General features: G+C 35.7%; 23 protein-coding genes and 1 riboswitch. Of the genes, 2 read left to right on the top strand and 21 right to left on the bottom strand.

The window, feature by feature from the left end; genetic code table 11:
- From ACQV2R_RS06155 to ACQV2R_RS06075, 17 genes are all read right to left on the bottom strand, one after another.
- A partial coding sequence (locus ACQV2R_RS06155; protein ID WP_428891957.1) for a transposase occupies positions 1–513 on the bottom strand: 513 nt, incomplete at its 3' end.
- A 122-nt stretch (positions 514–635) separates the two neighbouring features.
- Entirely contained in the window at positions 636–1,532 is an 897-nt protein-coding gene (locus ACQV2R_RS06150) for a MetQ/NlpA family ABC transporter substrate-binding protein (RefSeq protein WP_428873073.1), read from the bottom strand.
- Positions 1,533–1,545: 13 nt separating this feature from the next.
- Entirely contained in the window at positions 1,546–2,235 is a 690-nt protein-coding gene (locus tag ACQV2R_RS06145; RefSeq protein ID WP_428873072.1) for a methionine ABC transporter permease, read from the bottom strand.
- A gap of 1 nt (position 2,236) precedes the next feature.
- Positions 2,237–2,968 carry a methionine ABC transporter ATP-binding protein gene (locus ACQV2R_RS06140; RefSeq protein WP_428891956.1) on the bottom strand — a complete coding sequence of 244 codons (732 nt, stop codon included), beginning with the start codon at positions 2,966–2,968 and terminating at the stop codon, positions 2,237–2,239.
- A 221-nt stretch (positions 2,969–3,189) separates the two neighbouring features.
- Positions 3,190–3,744: an energy-coupled thiamine transporter ThiT gene (gene thiT, locus ACQV2R_RS06135; RefSeq protein ID WP_428891955.1), complete on the bottom strand. Its 555-nt coding sequence runs from the start codon at positions 3,742–3,744 to the stop codon at positions 3,190–3,192.
- A 47-nt stretch (positions 3,745–3,791) separates the two neighbouring features.
- Positions 3,792–3,891, bottom strand: a riboswitch (TPP riboswitch).
- Between the two features lie 137 nt (positions 3,892–4,028).
- Complete coding sequence (locus tag ACQV2R_RS06130; protein WP_428873069.1) at positions 4,029–4,553, bottom strand: QueT transporter family protein; 525 nt, start codon at positions 4,551–4,553, stop codon at positions 4,029–4,031.
- 207 nt (positions 4,554–4,760) lie between these two features.
- Positions 4,761–5,366, bottom strand: a complete 606-nt coding sequence (locus ACQV2R_RS06125; RefSeq protein WP_428873068.1) for a sigma-70 family RNA polymerase sigma factor — start codon at positions 5,364–5,366, stop codon at positions 4,761–4,763.
- Positions 5,367–5,378: 12 nt separating this feature from the next.
- Complete coding sequence (locus ACQV2R_RS06120) at positions 5,379–5,921, bottom strand: NYN domain-containing protein (RefSeq protein ID WP_428873067.1); 543 nt, start codon at positions 5,919–5,921, stop codon at positions 5,379–5,381.
- 8 nt (positions 5,922–5,929) lie between these two features.
- Complete coding sequence (gene rlmB / locus ACQV2R_RS06115; protein ID WP_428873066.1) at positions 5,930–6,760, bottom strand: 23S rRNA (guanosine(2251)-2'-O)-methyltransferase RlmB; 831 nt, start codon at positions 6,758–6,760, stop codon at positions 5,930–5,932.
- A gap of 2 nt (positions 6,761–6,762) precedes the next feature.
- Positions 6,763–7,179 carry a Mini-ribonuclease 3 gene (locus tag ACQV2R_RS06110; protein ID WP_428873065.1) on the bottom strand — a complete coding sequence of 139 codons (417 nt, stop codon included), beginning with the start codon at positions 7,177–7,179 and terminating at the stop codon, positions 6,763–6,765.
- Positions 7,180–7,181: 2 nt separating this feature from the next.
- Entirely contained in the window at positions 7,182–8,612 is a 1,431-nt protein-coding gene (gene cysS / locus ACQV2R_RS06105) for a cysteine--tRNA ligase (RefSeq protein ID WP_428873064.1), read from the bottom strand.
- A gap of 145 nt (positions 8,613–8,757) precedes the next feature.
- Complete coding sequence (locus tag ACQV2R_RS06100) at positions 8,758–9,765, bottom strand: lipoate--protein ligase (protein WP_428873063.1); 1,008 nt, start codon at positions 9,763–9,765, stop codon at positions 8,758–8,760.
- Positions 9,766–9,875: 110 nt separating this feature from the next.
- The gene (gltX, locus tag ACQV2R_RS06095) at positions 9,876–11,348 is read right to left on the bottom strand and encodes a glutamate--tRNA ligase (RefSeq protein WP_428881941.1); all 1,473 of its coding nucleotides are present in this window, start codon (positions 11,346–11,348) and stop codon (positions 9,876–9,878) included.
- 73 nt (positions 11,349–11,421) lie between these two features.
- Positions 11,422–12,516 (bottom strand): PIN/TRAM domain-containing protein, encoded by a 1,095-nt coding sequence (locus ACQV2R_RS06090; protein WP_428873061.1) that lies wholly within the window; start codon positions 12,514–12,516, stop codon positions 11,422–11,424.
- Between the two features lie 29 nt (positions 12,517–12,545).
- A complete protein-coding gene (gene radA, locus ACQV2R_RS06085; RefSeq protein WP_428891954.1) occupies positions 12,546–13,922 on the bottom strand; it encodes a DNA repair protein RadA in 1,377 nt (458 codons plus the stop codon).
- A gap of 12 nt (positions 13,923–13,934) precedes the next feature.
- Entirely contained in the window at positions 13,935–14,471 is a 537-nt protein-coding gene (locus ACQV2R_RS06080) for a dUTP diphosphatase (RefSeq protein ID WP_428873059.1), read from the bottom strand.
- A gap of 121 nt (positions 14,472–14,592) precedes the next feature.
- A complete protein-coding gene (locus ACQV2R_RS06075; RefSeq protein ID WP_428891953.1) occupies positions 14,593–16,062 on the bottom strand; it encodes an alpha-amylase in 1,470 nt (489 codons plus the stop codon).
- A gap of 212 nt (positions 16,063–16,274) precedes the next feature.
- Between ACQV2R_RS06075 and ACQV2R_RS06070 the strand changes: the two genes are divergently transcribed.
- The gene (locus ACQV2R_RS06070) at positions 16,275–17,222 is read left to right on the top strand and encodes a C39 family peptidase (RefSeq protein WP_428876222.1); all 948 of its coding nucleotides are present in this window, start codon (positions 16,275–16,277) and stop codon (positions 17,220–17,222) included.
- 43 nt (positions 17,223–17,265) lie between these two features.
- The gene (locus ACQV2R_RS06065; RefSeq protein ID WP_428873056.1) at positions 17,266–18,123 is read left to right on the top strand and encodes a cation diffusion facilitator family transporter; all 858 of its coding nucleotides are present in this window, start codon (positions 17,266–17,268) and stop codon (positions 18,121–18,123) included.
- A gap of 375 nt (positions 18,124–18,498) precedes the next feature.
- Here the strand turns inward: ACQV2R_RS06065 and ACQV2R_RS06060 are convergent, their stop codons facing one another.
- The 4 genes from ACQV2R_RS06060 to rplI form a co-directional block, all read right to left on the bottom strand.
- A complete protein-coding gene (locus ACQV2R_RS06060) occupies positions 18,499–19,689 on the bottom strand; it encodes an acetyl-CoA C-acetyltransferase (RefSeq protein ID WP_428891952.1) in 1,191 nt (396 codons plus the stop codon).
- A gap of 33 nt (positions 19,690–19,722) precedes the next feature.
- Positions 19,723–20,541, bottom strand: coding sequence for a hypothetical protein (locus tag ACQV2R_RS06055; protein WP_428873054.1), 819 nt, complete (start codon positions 20,539–20,541; stop codon positions 19,723–19,725).
- Positions 20,542–20,610: 69 nt separating this feature from the next.
- A complete protein-coding gene (gene dnaB / locus ACQV2R_RS06050) occupies positions 20,611–21,990 on the bottom strand; it encodes a replicative DNA helicase (protein ID WP_428873053.1) in 1,380 nt (459 codons plus the stop codon).
- Positions 21,991–22,013: 23 nt separating this feature from the next.
- Positions 22,014–22,466, bottom strand: a complete 453-nt coding sequence (gene rplI / locus ACQV2R_RS06045; RefSeq protein ID WP_428873052.1) for a 50S ribosomal protein L9 — start codon at positions 22,464–22,466, stop codon at positions 22,014–22,016.

Raw genomic sequence — 22,466 nt, 5'->3', positions numbered from 1 at the left:
GACGATCACTTCTTCATTCGTATACTTTCGGCCATTGGCGCAAGCTTTAACATGGGTGCCGTCAATGAAAATAGCTTTAGAATCAATCATGTCCGCTTCAAAACACTGTGTGAGAATCTGGCTAAAGATCTGTTGGGCGATACTTGTCCCTTCGAAACGACGCTTATAATTTTTTCCAAAAGTTGAAAAATGTGGCACTGGGTCAGTGAGAGATAACCCTAAAAACCAACGATATGCGACATTCACCTGAATTTCTTGAATGGTTTGGCGCATACTTGGAATACCGAATAAATATTGAATCATAGGTATTTTAATCAGTGTCACTGGGTCAATGCTCGGACGTCCATTATCTAAGCAATAAACATCTTCTACCAGTCCATAAATAAAAGAAAAATCAATATGTCGATCAATTTTTCTCAGAAGATGTTCTTCTGGAACAAGGTCTTCGAGCGCATGAAAAGCCATCTGATGACGTGCTTCGAACGTTTTACTTTCTGCATTAGTGGACATCATAGAAATCACCCGTTTTCTTTTTATTATATATCAAAAAGCCCTCTAAATCACCATAGGTTGGTGATTTAGAGGACTTTGTCTTCAGTCTGAAGCTGGCCATTAGCCAGCTTTTACTTTTTCTATTATTCTGCTTCTTCTGAAGAATCATCTTGATCATCAGATGCTTCTTCATTCTGATCGTCTTCATCGTCTTCATTGTCTTTAGAATCAAAAGCTGGTTCTAAGTGTCCTTCTTCCGCTAATTTATCGACAAATTCACGTACTTCAGGAGATGAGAAAGCTTTTTGTAATGCCTTAGCTGCTTCACTATCTTTATTTCCTTCACGAACTGAAAGAATAATAGCAAAAGTATTTTCATCATCTTTTTCTAAGAACAAAGCATCTTCAGGTTTTAAATCAATTGAAGCAATATAAGTTGGGTAGTTGAAAACTAATTCAACGCCATCCTCATAAGCACCTGTTAAGTTTAATAAGTCAACACTTGTAAACTCGAAGTTATAAGGATTTTCAGTAATGTCATCTACTGTCGGGAAAAGACCTGCTTCATCATCTAATTCAATTAAGTCATTTTGTTCAAGGACGAATAATGCACGTGCCTCATTTGTTGGATCTGAAGGAATAGCCACTTCTGCGCCCTCTTCGATATCTTCCATTGACTCATAAACAGGTGAATAGAACCCAACAACAGCGTTATATACTGGTTGAATGGCTACTAAATCTGCTTCACGCTCTTCATTGAACATTTCCATAAATGGAAGGTGTTGTGCAAAACTTCCAAAAGCTTCATCATTAAACACTGCTTCATTGTATTGAATATTATCAGAAACCTCTACTAATTCAATAGAGTAAGGCTCTTCAATTACATCCGCTGCAATTTCAACGATATCAGTCATCGGTGGCATATGAGAAGCAATCTTTAATACATTATCTTCTTGTGCCGAAACGGATAGTAGACCGCTTAAAGCTAGTGACACTGATGCAAAAGTAACAAAGCTCTTAAATAAATTTTTATTAAACATCTAATTCCTCCTATTATCTCTTATCTAACTTACGCGCAATTTTTAAACCTAACCATTGTAGAATTTGAACAATGATTATGATTAGAATAATCGCAAAATACATGATATCCGTTTCATACCTCTGGTAACCATATCGGATAGCAAAATCTCCTATCCCACCGCCGCCAACTACCCCCATAATGGTCGAATAAGATAGAAAGGATACAAAAGCAGTGGTAAATCCAATAATTAAAGATGACCGTGCTTCAACAAATAGAAATTGAGTGACTAACTCCCAAGTATTCGCTCCAAGGGAATCAGCTAATTCCACCACGCCTTTAGGAATGTCATGCAAAGACTGTTCCACGAAGCGAGCATAAAGGGCAATGGCAATCAACATCATCGGAAAGGATGCTGCAATCGGATCGCCAGTTGCTCGCCCATAAACCATTCGAATAAGGGGTTGCATTGCGACAACAAGTAACAAAAAAGGAAAAGAACGAACAATATTTACAAATAGGTTTAAGCTAGAATTCAAAAAATAATCCTTTCTTGCTTTACCCATTCGCTGACCCGGACTAGTCAAAAATAAAAGAGTACCTAAAGGAAGACCTAACAAAATAGCTGCTGCTGAGGAGAAAAAAAGCATAATACTTGTTTCTTGAAGACTTTCCCATAATTTTGGCCAATATTCAATGACGCGCACTATTATTTCTTCCAACATCTTAGCTTAGGACCTCCTTCACTTTATCATAATAACTTCCTACTAGTTCTTGGTCACGGTCGGTCAAATTATCAACTATATCTATTAAACCACCTTTTTCCATAATTGCCACTCTGTCGCAAAGTTGCCTTACAAAACCCAATTCATGGGTCACCACTATAATTGTCATGTCGAATTGTTGATGTGCTGCTTTTAATATTTGAACAATTTCATTCGTTCGCATGACATCCAAAGCAGAGGTCGGCTCATCACAAAGCAAAATTTTTGGTTTAGTAATTAACGCTCTTGCAATACCAACTCTTTGTTTTTGCCCCCCCGACAACTGACCAGGATATTGATCTTTTTTATCAGCTAGACCAACAAAATCAAGAACAGAATCAAGAGACAGGGCATTTGAATATTTAAACAATTTAAGGGGTAAGGTGATATTTTCACCAACTGTTTTATTATTCAATAAATTAAAATGCTGAAAAATCATACCTACAGACTTACGATGGAGTCGCAGTTCTTCCTTGCTGAGTTGCAATAGATCTTGTCCATCAATTAATACCTTTCCTTTATCTGGTTTTTCTAAAAGATTAATAAACCTTAAAAGAGTCGATTTTCCAGCACCACTTTCTCCTACCAAACCAAAAATTTCCTTATTTTGGATCGTTAGGGAAATACCATCAACCGCTTTAACTTGTTTATTATTCAAATAGTAATGTTTAGCAACATCAAATAATTCGATCACAACCAATCACCACCTTTCTGCCACAAGTCATAAGAGCATTATAACATAACTTTTTGATATTTCACATTAAATGAAGATTAAAAGATATTGTGAAAATATAAATTGAAACGTTGGTATAAATGCTTTTATTTAACTTTTTATTGTGATTGGTTTAAATTTAATTTAAAAATGTGCACAAAAAAAGTAGTGGAGAAATATTCACTACTTTAAATATAAACTTATTATCTATATAGCTTACGATCGAATAAACGAGGGGCTGCTTGATAGACTAGGAATAGAATGATTGCCGAAGCAAAAGATGTTAATAAGGCACTCGCTCCATTCATGATAAATGAGAAGACTAAGGGTGACATCCCTTCAGGTGCATAAGATCCCCAATAAATATAGCCAGCCACAAAGTGCCAGAAGAAACGTGCAAATGTTCCAATGAAAGTTGCTAAAATTAAAGGCCAAGCTTTATTTTCAGACTGATAAAAACGCTCAGACATTAAGCCCGCAAAACCACCAAAAGCAAAAGCAAGGAGGTATTCAATTAATACCTGACTAACGCTTAAAAAATATACATTCCCTAGGGGGAAATGTAGCAAACCCCATAGAAAGCCGCAAAACAGCCCCCATTTAAATCCTCGTTTTAAGGATAAAATTGTCAATGGTACCATGCCTAAAGAAATCGTTAATGAAGCACCGAAATTTGTCGGTAATAAAGACAGGACCACTGCGATAGCAGCAAAAATAGCTGCTTCTACTAGAAGTAAAACATTTTTATTCTTTCCCATAAAAAAACTCCTTACATTTTTGCAAAGTAAAGAGAAAAGGCATAAAGTCCCTATTTCAAAGTAATTCCTACGCACGTTTGACCGTGATCAGGTTCAAGGGTCTGGAACAAGTCCACTCTCAGCTTCAAGGCTCCCCTTTACTTTACGATTATTTAACTGCCATTATTTTAGCATTCAAATGTTTGCTTGTAAATTAATTCTTTTCAATTTTCATTTTAAAAAAGCTAATATTTCTTGACCGTTTTTGAAATATAAATTGATGATTGCTTCTAATAATCTATCACTTAACGTCTTAAATCGATTCGCTCACTGATAAAATAGATAATTATTCCTCCAGCCAATAGAGATAAGCCTTCACTAACCATCATACTTACAAGTCGGGTTATAAAAGTTTCCCAAGGAGCTCCTAAAAAAACAACTAACAAGGCAATATTAACCATCGATATAGTCATGGATAGGCCAATAATTAAATATTTGAAAAACAGCGACTTATTAATTTCATCTTTCTTACTATCAATTAAAGGAAATAGTTTTTCAATGATAGAGCAAGCTAAATGTAAAAAAATAAAGCTAGTGAGCGAGCCAATGATCATATCCCAAATACCGTAAGAAAAATAATTGACAATAAAAACGCCTAAAGTAACTCCTAAAATATAACGTTTATTATAAAGGGCTAAAAAATTCAATCCCTCACTGATACGAATTCCCAATCCAAAGGAAAGAGGGGAAATTATCAAAGTCAACACAATGTAACAAGCAGCAACTAATGCTATTCGCGTTAAATCATTAGTAGTATATTTTTTTTTCATATTAGTCTCCTTTATAGAGCAGGCTCTAGTAATTACTATGACCAAAGGACTGAGGGTGGCTTGATCCACCGAAGAATCATAGTGTTCATAAAGAACAGACCGTAGTATATCATAAGTAGATTGCACAAGTAAAGACTCAGATTCCTAATAAAAAAGCCAAGAATCGGTCTATTTTCGACTAATTCTTGGATAAATTATTAGTAGTTTCTATTCAGCGATAATATCTCTTAACTTATCTTTTGCTCGTCTCAAAGCATTTTTGACTCGATTTTTATCAATGCCTAAATACTCAGCAATTTCTCTTGGTTTCATTGATAAATCACTATAACAGAAGATAATCTGTCTTTCAAAAAGACTTAGCTTAGCAAGATAACGTTCTTTTTCTTCATTGACAATAACTTGTAATTCGGGAGTAGTTGCTAATTGATAGTCATAGCTTAAGCTCTTATGACTAATACTATCACCAATTTCAAGCTGATCGCGTTCAGCGTCCATTCCAAAGCGAATGGTCTGAGCTTCTTTGGAATTGCGACGGAGTAAATTAATCAGGTAATTATACAATGATCTTTGAAAATAAGGGGCAAAATAACCACCATAAGCAGGATCATAATGTTGAATTACCCGATACATCAGGATAACTCCTTCTTGAATAATGTCTTCTGGTTCATAGCCATCCACTGGCATTTGATAAGCAAATTTTTTTAAGAGGGGAATAAAACGTTCAACTAGTAACATAAATGAAAACTCATCAGCGATATTTTCTTTCAAGCGCATAATCAACATTTCATTGGTCAAATGGTCAAACTCGTTCATTTCATCTCTCCATTATTCATTCTTGTCATCATCTAAGCGAAATCTTAGATCATCTAATAGCTTCAATTGGTCAAGCTTCCAAGGGCTCCGCCGCCTGATTAACTGTGAATAGTGGTCTTCAACTGTTTGTCGAACTTGTCTTTTATTAAATTGTAACTGCATATAAAGCTCATTAGCAGACATTCGCATGGCACCTTTTTGAAAAATTAGCCATTGCTCTGCCATATCGCTTGTCGCAACTACCACACGATTAAGAGGAGAAATCCAATGAGCTACTTCTCTTTCAATATAGGAATCAGCTGTTTCCCCTTCTTGTGTAAAAACAACTTCGACTTGATAGTGTTCATAAATTTGTGTTATTCCGGGAACAAATTGTGCATCAAAGACAACGATAATTTTGAGGTCTCGGTATTTTCGATATTCTGAAAGCTCAAATAATAATTGATCGCGCGCTTGATTTAACTGGTCCATTTTTTTAAGTTGGGTAAGTTCTGGCCATGCACCAATCATGTTATAACCGTCAACAAATAAAATTTCCTGACGTTTATATCGCATGATAATCCCTACTTTCCAATACGGTGGCGTGCTACTTCATACATCAAGACTGCACTTGCAACAGATGCATTCAGACTTTGCACATGCCCAACCATCGGAATAGTAACGATTCCATCTGCTGATTTTTTTACAAGTTCAGAAACCCCTTGACCTTCATTACCAATTACTAATGCAATTGGTCCATGTGAATCCCACTGACGCATATCTTCTCCAGCCATATCCGTCGCAAAGATCCATATTCCCTTTTCTTTTAACTGATCCATAACCTGTTTAATGTTAGCTACTCGGATCACTGGAACATGTTCAATGGCTCCAGTAGATATTTTTGCAACTACATTGGTTAATCCAACTGAACGTCTTTTAGGGATTATCACCCCATGAACGCCTGTAGCGTCTGCCGTTCTTAGAATAGAGCCCAAGTTATGTGGATCGACAATCCCATCTAAAATAAGAATAAAAGGATCCTCTCCTCTTGAAGCTGCTAACTGAAGAGCATCTTCTAGTTCAGCGTAATCAAAAGGAGGAATAGTTAGAACAACACCTTGATGATTTTCACCATCAACCATTTCATCTAGCTTCGACTTTGGCACTTCCTGGAATACAATTCCTTTAATTTTAGCCATTTTTATTATACTAGATATTACTTCTCCTGCAATCCCTATTTGAATAAATAATTTATTAACTTGCTTTTTTGTTTCTAAATAAGCTTGAACAGCATGTTTACCGTAGATCGATTCACTATTTTCAAAAGCTTTTGAGTCTACCAAAGGCTCTTTGAAAGAATTTATATTGGAGCGTTTTTTCTTATGAAAATCCGCTGTATGATTTTTCTTTCTCATTATTAGGCTCCTTCTTCATTAATATATTGAATCGCTAGTTGAATTAAATGATAGCAACGCTCTTCTTGTCCACTTAATTTAAGCCAACCCAATAATGCCTCAAATCCGCTAGCTTGACGGTAATCACCGATCGAAGCATTTTTAGCTTTTGTATTGGCCTTATGATTGCGCCCACGTTTATAGATTTGAATTTCTTCAGCTGTTAAGAAATCGTCTTGCTGAATCCAATGATGCATCACTTTCGCTTGCCCCTTAGCCGAAACATATTTGATGGCGGCTTTGTGCAATTTATTGGGATGCGTTTTTCCTAATTCAATCACATGCTTGCGTATCTCTACTTCAAAAACAGCATCTCCTACATAGGCTAAGGCTGCGCCATTTAGCAAAGAATACTTATCTGGTGTATTTTCATTTGTCACTTTTATCCTCTTTTCCACCTTGTTCCTTGCGGAGTATCATCTAATAAAATATTTTGCTCTTTCAACCAATCACGAATTTCATCCGCTCTTTGAAAGTTTTTCTCTTTACGCGCTTGATTTCTTTCCTCAATTAAATTTTCAATTTCGCTATCAAGGACTTCTGTCGAATTTAATTCCAAACCGAAGATCCCTAAAAGTTGATACATCAATTGATTGATTTCTTTTAACAATTGAAGCGCCACAGCTTCTTGATCAAGATAGCGATGAATTTGCTTACTCATTTCAAAAATAGCTGATAAAGCATTAGCCGTATTGAAGTCATCTTCCATCGCTTGATTAAAAGCATCCACGCCTTCTTTGATTGCTTCTCTTACTTCCTGTTCTCTATCAAGACTAGCTTGTCCACTTCCTAAATGATCCATTCGATAGGCTAAGCGATCCATCAGTTCTTTCAAACGTTCAACTTCACGACTTGCAGTAGCGATGGCATTAGCATCATAACGGATAGGACGACGGTATTGCACACTAGCTAAAAGATAGCGTATAACCATTGGATCGTATTCTTTAATAATATCCCTTAGAAGCACAAAATTACCTAATGATTTCGACATTTTCTCTCCATTGGATCCCATAGTTACAAACCCATTATGTAACCAATATTTAGCAAATGGATGAGAATAATCAGAATGGGCTTCGGACTGAGCGATTTCATTTTCATGATGAGGAAACTGTAAGTCTTGACCACCCCCATGAATATCAATCGTTTCACCCAAGTATTTCGTAGCCATTACCGAGCACTCAATATGCCATCCGGGTCTACCTTTACTCCATGGCGATTCCCAAGAAACCGCACTTTTTCCAGCTGCCTTCCATAAAGCAAAATCAATCGCATTTTCCTTTTTTTCACTCTCTTCATCAGTAATTCGTTGACTAGCGCCATCACGCAAATCGCTGATAGACTGGTCCGATAATTGGCCATACTTCTCAAATTTAGCTGTCCGATAATAGACGTCTCCTTGGCTTTCATAAGCATAGCCCTTATCGATTAAAACTTTAATAAAATCAATGATTTCTGGGATATTTTCCATAACACGCGGGTTATTGCTGGCGGGCTTAACATTAATCGCACGCATATCTTCTTTATAGGCAGCAATATACTTATCAGAAAGCTCTTTGGCTGTTAATCCTTCCTTTTCAGCTGCCTTAATAATTTTATCATCCACATCAGTAAAGTTACTGACAAAATTCACTTCATAACCGCGATACTCTAAATAACGACGAATAGTATCAAAAGCAACAGCAGAACGTGCATTACCAATATGAATATAGTTATATACTGTTGGCCCACAAAGATAAAAGCTCACTTTTCCTTCTTCTAGGGGAATAAAGTTTTCCTTTTGACGTGTTAAGGTATTAAATAATTGAATAGCCATCTTATGAACCCTCTTTCTATCATTAAACTTGAGGCTTATTATATCATTACTAGCACTTACTTTCGAATAAATATATTGGCATTTAATGAGTCCATAAAGAATTAAAAAAGCCGGAAATATTTCCGGCCAATAATTTATTGCACTTTTATGAGAAAATCATTTCAACAAGCTCTTCTGCTTCAACATTTCCTAAATATTTTTTAAGATCCATATTTTCTAGGGCCTTTAAAATACTTTGACGTTCAAATTTAACGCCAGTTATAGCATTTTCTACATCTTCAATTTCACCAAGTCCAAAGAAATCACCATAAATTTTGGTATCGGTAATCATGGCATCTTTAATGTTGAAGCGCATATCTACAAAACCGAAAGGGAATTTGTGAGAGGCTTGAATATCAAATTTTGGTGAGTGACCGTAGTTCCAATCCCAATTACCAAAACGCTCTTCACGAATTTGATAAACCTTTTCCCAGTCTTCTTTTGTCAAATGATATTCTTTAACATCTTCGCGTTTTTCAACATTAAAGATTTCTAATAAGACAAGGTCTCTGAATTGCTCAGTAGTTAACTCTTTATACTTATCATCCACGTAAGGCTTTAAGTTTGTCACCCGTGAGCGTACTGACTTGACACCTTTAGATTCAAACTTTGCTTTGTTTGGTTTTAATGCATTATTGACTTCGTCTAAATCAGAATCGAATAAAATCGTTCCATGAGCTGTCATACGCCCACGTTTAGCATACATTGCATTACCAGAGAACTTCTTGCCATCTACTAGTAAATCATTTCGGCCTAACAATTCAGCTGAAGTGGCTCCCATCTTATGTAAAGCATCAATGACGGGTTGAGTAAATGCTTTAAAATCTCTAAATGTTCCATCATCATCTTTGATAAAGCAGAATGAGAAGTTTCCTAAATCATGGTAAACGGCTCCCCCACCTGACATACGGCGAACTACTCGAATATTATGTTCATCAACATAAGCTTGATTAATTTCTTCAAAAGTATTTTGATTACGGCCAATAATAATCGAAGGTTCATTAATGTAGAAAAGTAAAATTGGCTCATCGACTAAGCGATTCTCTACTAAATAAGTTTCCAAAGCAATATTGACACTCGCATCATAGTTATTTTCATTATCTACGAAATACATAAGTAGCCTCCTTCAAATTTGTGCATATTTATTATGACATTCCATTATTTAAAGCTCAAGAAAAAGCTCTCAAACAAAAGTGGAAACCATCGGTTTCCACTTTGTATTCACTAAAGCGATAAAACTTGCTGAATATGGTCTAAGGCTTTTTTCTTGCCTAGTACTTCAATCATATCCGGTAATTCTGGACCATGCATTTGACCAGAAACCGCAATTCGGATTGGCATAAAGAGGTTTTTCCCTTTAATACCAGTTTCCTTTTGAATTTCCTTAGTCAATGGTTTGATATTGCTAGCTACAAAATCTTCATCTGACAAAGCCTGTAATTTGCTTTGCATAGCTTGAACAACTGTTGAAGCACTCTCAGCTTGCATAATTTCTTTTGCTTCCTCACTCAGCTCTAACTTATCATTGAAGAATAAGCTAGATGCTTCAACAATCTCAGCACCATAAGAAATTTGCTCATGGTATAAGCTAACTAGCTTTTTAACCCAGGCTAATTCTTCTGCATTAGGATCAGCACTTACTTTTCCTGCTTTTTGTAAATGAGGTAATGCATAGTCTACCACTGTCTCAAGATCTGCTGCTTTCATGTAAGTGTTGTTAATCCATTCTAATTTCTTCTTATCAAATGAAGCAGGAGAAGTTGATAGACGTTCTGGGTCAAATTGTTCCACTAACTCTTGTGGCGAGAAGATTTCTTCTTCACCTTTTGGTGACCAACCTAATAAGGCAATAAAGTTAAACAAAGCCTCTGGTAAATAACCTAAGTTACGGTATTGCTCAATAAATTGTAGGATTCCACCATCACGTTTAGATAACTTTTTATTAGTTTCGGCATTAATAATTAATGTCATATGACCAAATTCTGGATATTCCCAATCAAAAGCATCATAAATCATCATTTGTTTAGGGGTGTTCGCAATATGGTCATCTCCACGTAAAACATGAGTGATCTTCATCATATGATCATCCACAGTTACAGCAAAGTTATAAGTAGGCATACCGTCTCTCTTTTGAATTACCCAATCGCCTGAAATATTTTTCGATTCAAAGCTTACAGGCCCTTTTACAATATCATCAAATTGATAAGTAACATTTGCTGGTACTCTAAAACGAACAACAGGCTGACGGCCCTCAGCTTCAAAAGTTTCTTGTTCTTCCTTGGTTAAGTGGGCATGTTTTCCCCCATAATGAGGCATTTCTCCACGAGCCTTTTGTTCTTCTCTTTCTGCTTCTAACTCTTCTTCAGTCATATAGCATTTATAAGCCAAGTCACGAGCTAATAAGTCATCAATCAAGGGTTGATAGATATGCAAACGCTCTGATTGTCTGTAAGGACCATATTCGCCAGGATTAACCGGGGATTCGTCCCAATCAATACCTAGCCAAGTTAGATTGTCTAATTGGCTTTGTTCACCATGTTCTAGATTACGTTTTGTATCTGTATCTTCTGTCCGAATGATAAACGTTCCATCTTGTGAACGTGCATATAGATAATTAAACAAAGCTGTTCTCGCATTCCCAATGTGTAAATCGCCCGTAGGGCTTGGTGCATAACGCACACGAATTTTATCGCTCATTGTATTTCTCCTTTAATTCCATCTAGTCTACAAAAGCTATTGTACTCCTTCATCTAATGAGATTCAAATGCTCTTAATTTTCAAAAATTTTAGCAAAAATCATTCTACCAGCAGCTGTTTGCAAAGATGAAGTAACTACTACATTTAAATGCTTATTAATATAATTTTGGCCATCCTCAACCACTACCATGGTGCCATCATCAAGATAGGCCACCCCTTGGCGGCGTTCGGTTCCTGCTTTTATAATTTGAACTTGCATTTCCTCACCAGGTAACACTTCTGGTTTTACCGCATTGGCTAACTCATTAATGTTCAAGACAGGAACATTTTGAAATTCTGAAACTTTATTTAAATTGTAATCATTGGTTACCAAGATCGCATTTAAATCTTTAGCTAGCCTTACTAATTTCGCATCAACTTCTTCGATATCCGCATAGTCTCCTTCAAAAAAATCAATATTTATTTTGGAAGACTTTTGTAAAAGGTTTAGAATATCTAACCCACGTCTACCTTTTGCCCTTTTTAAAGAATCAGAAGCATCTGCAATATGTTGCAATTCAGATAAGACAAATTTTGGAACTAATAAACTTCCTTCTATAAAGCCTGTTTGAACCACTTCTGCTATTCTTCCATCAATAATTACACTAGTGTCTAATATCTTCAATCTTTGACCTGCTTTGACTTCGCTTTGTTTAGGTTTTTTATTCAATTCAAAAGAAGCAGATTGTAGTTTTTGGCCAGATTTTGTAAAGAGATGTAAGACTTCATCTCGGCGATTGATCATCATTTGATAACCAATCATTCCCCCTAAAACAGTCAGAACAAGCGGCATTGTACTCGATAAGAAAGGGATATCTAAAGACCCAATCGGCAACGAAAGTAAATAACCGATTAATAGTCCTAATAAAATGCCTAAAGCACCGAATAACAGATTTGGCGTTGACTGCTTTTCCAAAATAGATAGTAATTTATGAATTAATTGTTCAAAAAGCGGCGCAAGTAAAATACCTAATAACATAAAAATAAGTCCGAAAATCATACTATTCACAAAAGGATTGATTAATAATTGATGGTATAAGCGAAGACTACGCCAAATTTCTGCTCCTAAAGTATAGCCAAAACTTAAGCCAACAATCATTGATACACTAATCGTCATTTTTTTTATCATTTTTTCACCTCCTTTGTAAGAATTTTCAATTATTTAGGAAAAACGATTGAAATAGCTTGTTTGATCGTTTTAACTGGGATGACTTCAATCGATAGGTCCAGTTGTTTTAGATGCGATTGATTATTATAAGGGATAAAAACACGCTTAAAGCCTAGTTTACTTGCTTCCTTAATTCGTTCTTCAATCTGATTGACTCTTCTAATTTCTCCAGTTAGACCAATCTCACCAATAAAGACATCATCTACTCTCACTTCTCGATTCCAATAGCTAGAAGCAATACTTACAGCTATGGCTAAATCAATGGCGGGTTCATCTAAGCGAACCCCTCCAGTCGTTTTAAAAAAAGCATCTTGGTTTTGAACTAAAAGACCACAATGTTTCTCCATGACTGCTAATAAGAGCGATATACGTTGGTACTCTATTCCTGATGCGGTGCGTTTGGCGTTACCAAACACCGTCGGAGTCATTAATGATTGGATTTCAGCTAATACCGTTCGCGTCCCTTCCATGGCAGCAACAACTGTGGATCCGGTAGCACCTTCTATCCTCTCCTCTAAGAATAACTCTGAGGGGTTGGTTACTTCTACTAAACCTGTATCAATCATTTCAAAGACGCCAATCTCATTGGTAGATCCGTATCGGTTTTTTACAGCCCTTAAGATTCTGAAGCGATTATGTTTTTCACCTTCAAAGTATAAAACCGCATCTACCATATGTTCCAACATTCTAGGTCCCGCTATATTGCCTTCTTTAGTTACATGGCCAACTATAAAAATAGCAATTTTATGGTCTTTGGCTATTCGCATCAAAATATTAGTCGCTGCCCGTAACTGAGAAACAGATCCCACTAAGCCTTGATTGTCTGGTGATGCCATCGTTTGAATAGAATCGATGACTACGATTTCAGGATTCACTTCTTGAATTTGAGTCACAATATTACCCAAGTCCGTATCAGATAATAAATAAAAATCTTTACCACTTAATGCCAGTCTTTCAGCTCTGAGTTTAATTTGGGTTAAACTTTCTTCACCAGAAACATAAAGGACCCGCTGTTTCAAATTAGCCAAGTGAATGGATACCTGAAGTAATAAAGTCGATTTCCCAATTCCAGGATCGCCTCCAATTAAAACTAAACCACCTGGAACAATTCCCCCGCCTAATACTCGATCGAACTCTCCCATTTTTGTATTAATTCTTTCTTCAACTTGACTTGGAATTTGATCCAATTGAGTGGCTTTGCCGACCATTGATTGTGATGTATGAGTCAAAGTAGTTGAAGTAGTGGTTGTAGGGACCAATTGTTCTTCCATTTGATTCCAACTGCCACAATTTGGACATTTTCCTAACCACTTAGGTGACTCATAGCCACAAGCTAAACACTCATACATTACCTTATTTTTTGCCATTCAATCACTCCCTTAACCAGATGACCCAAAACCACCCTGTCGATCACTATTAACTACTTGATCGTCATCTACTTGTAGAAATTTAGAAAAAATTCCTTGAGCAATCCTTTCACCCTTATGAATGGTTCGATCCTTCAAGCCATAATTAATAAGTTGAATATATATATGTCCTTCATTTTTTTCATTATTATAATAATCTTGATCAATAATACCAATACCATTAGGTAGGGTTGTTTGGTGCTTATAACTTCCCGACGAGCGATTAACAATCTTCAAATATTCGTTTTCCATCATGTAGGCCTTTAAACCCGTTGGAACTAAAGTAGCCTGCCATAAGTCATCTTCCTTCATGGTTTCCTGACCCTTAATCATTAAAAAGGTATTATGTATTAAATAATAAACAGACTGTTTCCAAAAGGAAGGAAGTACAACCGTTTCGGCAGCTTCAATGTCATAGCCAGCTGAGTACTTGGTTTGCCGTTGAGGAATTCGAATCGCTTTATCCTTATACGAACGGATAACTTCAAAGCCCCGATTTTTCTTTTCCATTTTATTCACATCCTTTCATTCCCATGCTAAATAAGCCGTTTATATGAAAACGCTTAATAATATTATACGTGATTCTTTTAGATATATCTATCTTTAATAGTTTTAAATTTATCTTATTTCACTAGTCCCATATAGCTTTTTCATCAATCCAAACAGATACTGAGGCTTGATTAACTGGGAAAAATCCTTTTCCTTGCTCATCTAATTCTACTTTGCCTGAGTGATTATTTAGATAATCAACATAAATAGCTCTTGCATTCAATTCACCCATACTCATCTCTTTAAAACCTGCCTCACTATTAGTCATCACTACTGCTATCCCATAGGGATGTTCTTGTGTTCCTAGACAAGTCCAGCCTACGGTATTTCGATGGTCAAAGTAATCCACTTGCTCTCCGTAAGTATGATATTTTCGCAAGTGTAGTAAAGGATCGATTTGCTCTTGATAGGATGGGGACTTCTCTCCATTTTGTACTCCATAATAATCACCATAAAAGAGAGTAGGAAGTCCTTGCTGACGCAAAAGAATTAAAGCATAGGCATGTTGTATAAACCATTCTTCGACTTGAGACTCAAGAGATTGTCCTAGTTGTGTGTCGTGATTATTAACAAATGTTACACTGACTAATGGATTGTCCTTAACTAAGCTTCCTGCAAAAATTTTACTTAAATCATACTGATTACCCGCTTGACTGGCTTGGTATAAATTCATATGTAAGCCTACATCAAAGAGATCTAACTGATAATTAATCGATTCTAAATAATCTAATTTTTTTTCAAGATCAGGATTCCAATATTCACCAATTAAATAAAAATCATCACCTTGTGTAAAATTAATTTCTTCACAGAGTTCTTTTATATAGTGAGAATCAATATGTTTTAATGCATCGAAGCGTAAACCTTTAACTCCCGTTTCATTCACCATCCATTTTAACCACTGTTTGATATGTTCGTTTACTTCAGGATGAGAAAAATCAATATCAGCAAACATCAGATAGTCATAATTACCATAGGTACTATCTACCGATTGATCATCAGCCCAACCTTTTTCGTCGCCTAAAATTAAATAAACACCCTCTTCATTATTAGTCGCATCATAATCAATGCCACTAAAATGGTACCAGTGCCATTCAAAATCTGAGTATTTATTCGCTCTACCTGGAAAATAGAAATGGGTCCAACCTTCAATTTCATAAGGATCAGAAATCATTTCTTGACGGTTTTCAGGATTCACTTTCATCACATGAAATTTTTCTTTACCATCTGCATAAGCCTTATGATTAATCACAAGATCAGCAATTGGTAGAATATCTTTTTGTTTGAGTAATTGAATAGCCTTCAATAAGTCTTCCTTTTTACCATACTTAGTGCGCACATTTCCTGCTTGATCAAACTCGCCCAAATCCCAAAGATCATAGACTCCATATCCCACATCATTAATAGAAGTGGCTTTACAAAAAGGAGGAAGCCAGATATGATCCACACCTATTTCATACAAGTGATCTACATCATTTTGTAAGTTTATCCAATGTTTTCCTTCATTAGGCAGATACCATTCAAAATACTGCATCAATAAGTTATTTTTTTCCACTGTACTCTCTCCTTTATATACTCTTCCATTAAAACACAGGACTTAAAAATAGTCACAAATAAGCTCTTAGAGATTCTCATTTAGAATTTAAATTTACCGAATTGCGATATGATTACAAATTTTTTAGTTTTGTTTTTCGATAGGTTTCCCTTATAATTTATGCTATCATAAACAAGAATTTACGGAGTAATGCTCCATTGAGGAGGAAAACCATGCATTCATTTCAAGACAAAATAAATCGTCTTGCAGCCTTCTTATCCCTTATAACCATCCTATTAAGTCTAAGCTTAACTTTCTACTTAAACCATCTTTCTACAAAAGAAAATACCAGTCCAGAGAAAGTTACAACATCCAATCAAGCACTAATTAAAAAAAAATTACCGAGTGTAAAAAATGAAACCATTAATGAAGAAACAGCTACAGAAGAAGAAAAAATGCTGGCCCTTGAATTAAATAAATATGGTTCCAAAACAGCTTCCATTCAAGATGTTCAAGAATCGATTGCTGATATTATAAGAACAGATTATCAAGGAAATATTATGAGTGCTCAACAAGATATTGTACAAGCCATCAATGAGAACCAGATGAGTATTGAAAGAGAAGGAACCCTCTTTCTCCCTGATCAGCCTTCCTTCGCTAGTAAAAACTCTTATTTACAAATGGATGTTCCATTAATTTTACAAAAGTCACCCCTTTATTCAGACATCGATTATGGCGCTAGTCAACAAGATACTTTAGGTGACAATGGTTGTGCAATCGTATCTTTAGCCATGGTATATTCTTATCTATCCAACCGATTGGTTGAGCCAGAAGAAGTGCTTGAATGGTCCGGTCACGATTATTTTTTCGAAAATGAGGGTACCTCCTGGACTATATTTTCAGATTATGCAACCGATCATGGATTTAATTTTTATAATCATGGTAATAATTTTTACTCTGCTATGGAAGCTGTCCAAAAAGGCCAAGTGGTGATTGCATCTGTCAAACCTGGTTTCTTTACCGATGTAGGTCACATTATCGTAATTCGTGGCTATGAACCTGGCTATGTCTATGTCAATGATCCCAATGATAATCCTGAAAAAATGTATAGTTTCCAGCCCATTAATGAGCAAATTTTGCTAGATGAAGGATTAAACTACTGGTCTTTTTATAATGATTAAATTTAATTTCATAGAAATAAACCGTTAGGAGTTTTCAATCTTTATGAATAATTACAAACTCGCTTCCAAAGGTGCAGTGATTGGAATTACAGTTTATTTATTACTGACAACAATCAAGTTAACTACCGCTTCAATCTTTAAAGCAAATTCTTTACAAGCTGATGGTCTGAATAACTTATCAGACATTATTGCCTCTTCTGCTGTGTGGATTGGATTATATTTAGCAAAGAAGCCTGCTGATCATAACCATAAATTTGGACATGAAAAATACGAAATTATATCCAGTTTCATTGTCTCTTTGCTAATGTTCACAATTGGCTTTCAAGTAATTCTTTCAGGAATGAGTCAACTTTTTTCCAAAGACTATTCACAAACAAGCCAACAAGTTCTTCTTACTACACTTCTTTCAATCGTAATTCTGACTTTAACGAAGTCCTATTTAAAAAAATTAGCCACCCAATCAAATTCTGTCGGTTTAAAAGCTACTGCTAAGGATATGCAAGGTGACTTACTTATTTCAATAGCAACACTTATCGGAAGTTTATGTGTCAGCTGGGGCTTTCCTATTATCGATACGTTTCTTTCAATTACAGTGGGCATTATTATTATACTGTCTGCCTTTGAAGTCTTTAAAGAATCGACTTTTACTTTATCAGATGGATTTGACCCTGAAACATTATTAATTTATGAAAAATGTATTCTCTCCCACCCTGATGTGATTGCTATTAATTCCATTCGCGCAAGAATGGCTACACAACAGATCTATTTAGATGTTACCATTGCTTTAGATCCGAGTATGTCCGTCTATCAATCACATTGTATTACAGAAGAAATCGAAGCTATCTTACAAGATCAATTTCAAATTAAAGATATCGACATTCATGTTGAACCCTATGAATAAATTAAAGCGGCTGGAACAAAAGGGCTTCTCAGCCGCCTCAAAATTTTCAGCGAGCCTAGATTGGAAAGTGACTTTCCAATCTAGGCTCGCTACTTTGCGTATTTACGTAGATTATTGACCACAAATATCAGCTTGACTTCGATCTTCACCTTATCTTTATCACAAAGGGGGTGGCGAGTAAAATCTAACTTTGCTTTTTCTTTTCCGTTTACAAACGCTTCTCAATCGTAACGAGGGCTTCCAGGAAGGTGTCGGCTTGATCGAAAGACATGGTTTATATTTTTAAAGAAAAAGTCCGATTAACGATTGTCTCGTTGACCGGACTTTCTTTAATTATTCAAGGCTTTTGTCCCAGCCCCTTTATTTTTTGTAAAATTATGCTCGCGTTCTTTCTATTATGACAGCATTTCCTTGTCCGCCACCTATACATAAGGTCGCTAATCCTCTTTCCACATTACGTATCTTCATTTCGTGAATCAGGGTGACAAGAATTCTCGCTCCACTACAGCCAATTGGATGCCCTAAAGCAATAGCTCCTCCATTAACATTAATGATTTCGTCCTTAATTCCTAATTCTCGATTGACTACTAAAGATTGGACTGCGAATGCTTCATTTCCTTCGATTAAATCCATATCTTCAATGGTTAAACCGACATTATTTAAAGCATTTTGAGTAGCTGGAATAGGTCCTGTTCCCATTAAAGAGGGTTCAACGCCTGCTTTACCTATTGAACGAATACTAGCCATTATTTCTAGTCCTAACTCTTTCGCTTTACGCTTAGACATTAGGAGTAAGACAGCAGCACCATCATTAATAGTTGAGGAATTGCCTGCAGTCACAGTCCCATTCTCTTTAAATACTGGTTTCAATTTTTCTAAGTCGGCAAGAGTTTGTCCCATGCGAATATTTTCATCCTCTTCAAAAACAACTTCTTGACCACGCTTCATTTGGACAATAGGAATAATTTCTTGCTTAAACCGACCAGAAGAATAAGCTTTTTCAGCTTTCTTTTGACTGCTTAACGCAAATTCATCTTGTTCTTCGCGACTGATTTGATATTTTTCAGCCAAGTTTTCAGCGGTTACTCCCATGTGATAACCTTCAAAAGCATCAGTCAAACCATCAAAAACTAAAGTATCCACTACCCTATCATTGCCTAGCTTGGAGCCCCAGCGATGATTGGAAAGAATATGAGGGGCTTGACTCATATTTTCACAACCCCCCGCCACCACAATTTCATTTTCACCTGTCATAATAGACTGGCTAGCTAACATAACAGCTTTCATTCCGGATCCGCAAACTTGATTGATAGTTGTAGCAGGTGTTTTGAAACTAATACCAGATTGAATAGATATTTGACGAGCAACGTTTTGACCTAAACCTGCGGACAAGACATTTCCCATGAAAACTTCATCAACTAAAGAAGGATCGAGAGTGATATTATCAAGCATCCTTTTGAGTAACTGACTAGTCATTTCCACTGCCGAAACATCTTTCAAACTGCCGCCAAATCTTCCTATAGCTGTTCGATTTGCTGAAACAATCACTACTTCCTCTAAATTCATAAAATCCTCCTAAATTTCTTACTGCGAGTAAAATTAGCTAAATAACCTTTGCAACCATGACTTTGACTTAATTGATTCGTTTTGTTCATCATCTTCATCCGAAGAGACTTTCATCGATTGAGCTACTTTATCTTCTATTCCCAGATGTTCGATAGTCTCTATTAAATGATTATTCTTCTTTTCTGTCAAGAGCATTAGCTGCTGTTGCTGGTCGACTAATTGCAGTAAATCATTAATTTGTTTATTTTTTTCTTTTAGTTCATTAATAAGAACATTTCTTTCTTTTTCATCCTTCAACCATTTTTCTTTCAGTTGTTCTTTGACAGTCTTTTCAATATAAGTTCTAATGGCTTGTTGCTGTTTTTTTAGATCCGTATCATCTGACATCAGATTTTTTTTTATAGTATTTGAAGAGCCTTTTTCTTTTACTTCTTCGTTTTCACTTGACTTTTCGTTTTTTGAGTCACGTTCATTTTCAAGGACAATTGAGATTTGCTTCGCCAGTTCAGGATCATAAGAAAAATCACGCTTGAGTTCTGTCAAATGATCTAGGGATTCAGTATTTTCCTCACCTGGTTTATCTTTTATACTTTCTTCATAATTCTGACTTTTTTCTTTTGTCACTTCATTTTTATTTTCGGCTTTGGCTTTGACTGTTTCTTCTATTTGAGTGTCAAATGTATCTGTCATAAAAGATTTTAATAGCTTTTGCTGTTCTTTTGTAAAAACCAATCTGTTTTCTTCATTATACACTTTCTCCTCATTAGGAATCTTTTTTGCATGATAATAGATCAATTGTCGAGTAACTTCTAATTCATCAGCAAATTCCTGGGCTGTTAAATATTCTTCCATATTATCTCCTCGTATTCTATCTTTCAAATCACTACTCTTTGTCAAATAACAAAAGAACCTTTTACTATATTATACAGTAAAAGGTTCTTTTTGATAGGATAAACTTGAAAACTTATTATACTCTTTTTTAAAAAGTAGTTTGACAGTATCTCTTGCACCTGCTCTATTTTTAGCAATAATTACTTCTACCGTATTATCTGGTAAATCGTCCTTGTGTCCTTCGTCTGCATCACCATTTTGCTGGTGATAATCCTCACGGTAAAGAAAAGCGACAATATCTGCATCTTGTTCAATTGAACCCGACTCGCGAATATCACTTAAAATAGGTCGCTTATTTTGCCTTTGTTCCAGACCACGAGAAAGTTGTGATAAGGCAATTACTGGAACCGATAATTCCTTAGAAAGTTTCTTTAACTGACGCGAAATTTCTGAGACTTCTTGTTGGCGGTTTTCTCTTCCATTTCCATCAATAAGTTGTAAATAGTCAATGACGATTAAACCTAAATCAGGATTTTCTTGTTTTAGACGACGACACTTAGCCCTAATTTCTGAAACACGTATACCAGCTGAGTCATCAATATAAATAGGAGCTTCTCTTAATATATCAGTTGCTACCGTGAAACTTTTCCATTCATCATCCGTCAATTGCCCTGTTCGTAGATTCGATGCATGTATACTTCCTTCTGCACAAATCATCCGATATACCATGTCTAATGCACCCATCTCTAAGGAGAAAATTACAACTGGAACCTTAGATTTAGTTGCGACATTCTGTGCTATATTTAAGGCAAATGCTGTTTTACCAACAGAAGGTCTAGCGGCAATAATAACTAACTGATCGGGTTGAAAACCACTAGTTAATTTGTCCAGCTCATGATAACCAGTAGGAAGACCAACAACATCACGTTTTTCCTCTGCTAATTTTACGATATTATCAAAAGCCTCGGCTATCAATTGCCTCATCATTTGAGGTCTATTACTCTGAGAGCCTTCTCCTATTGATAAAATTAACTTTTCACTTTGATCGATGATCTCTTCTATTGCATTTTCTTCATCATAAGCAACTTGAGAAATTTTCGATGATGCATGAATGAGTTGTCGCAATATAGATTTTTCTTTAACAATTCTGGCATAATTTTCAATATTAGCAGTGGTCGGAGTGAAACCTGTTAGTTCAACAATATATTCATAGCCTCCGACATTTTCTAATTGATCCAAAGCATCTAATTGATTTTTTAACATCAAATGGTCTAAGGTATTGTCGCGATCAAAAACTCTCTCCATAGCTGCAAAAATTTGCTGATGGGCTACTTTATAAAAGTCCTGCTCTTGTAAAAGTGTTTGAACAGTTGCTAATTTCTTTGGATCTAATAAAAGACCACCTAAGACAGATCTTTCTGCTTCAATATTTTGAGGTGCTTGCATCTGATTCATTTGCGAAATATCCATCGTCTCACCTCTTTATATTTTATCTAAACTGCTTCGACTTTTACACGAATAGTTGCTATTACTTCGGTGTGCAATTTAACCGGAACATTGTGGAAACCTAAGGATGAAAGGTTATTTTCTAACTCAATTTTACGTTTATCTACTTCTATGTCGTATTGTTTCTTTAATTCTTGTGCTATTTGTTTAGAAGGGATGGTTCCAAATAAACGACCATCTTCACCTGATTTAGCTGAAATGATAACGATGGTTTCTTCTTTTTCAATTTGTACTTTTAAATCTTTTGCCTCTTGCAATGCTTCCGCTTCCAACTTTGCTTGAGCTTTCTTTTGTGCTTTGAATTCACTCATTGCTTTAGCATCAGCTACTTTTGCTAAACCATTTTTAATTAAGTAATTATTAGCATAACCATCTGAAACATTTATAATCTGACCCTTTTTACCTTGCTTACGAACATCTTCTAACAAAATGACTTTCAT

The sequence above is a fragment of the Facklamia sp. P12937 genome (assembly GCF_050409505.1).
Classification (GTDB): Bacteria; Bacillota; Bacilli; order Lactobacillales; family Aerococcaceae; genus Facklamia.
Note: the sequence above shows the minus strand (reverse complement) of the source record. Positions and strands in the feature narration are given on the sequence as shown.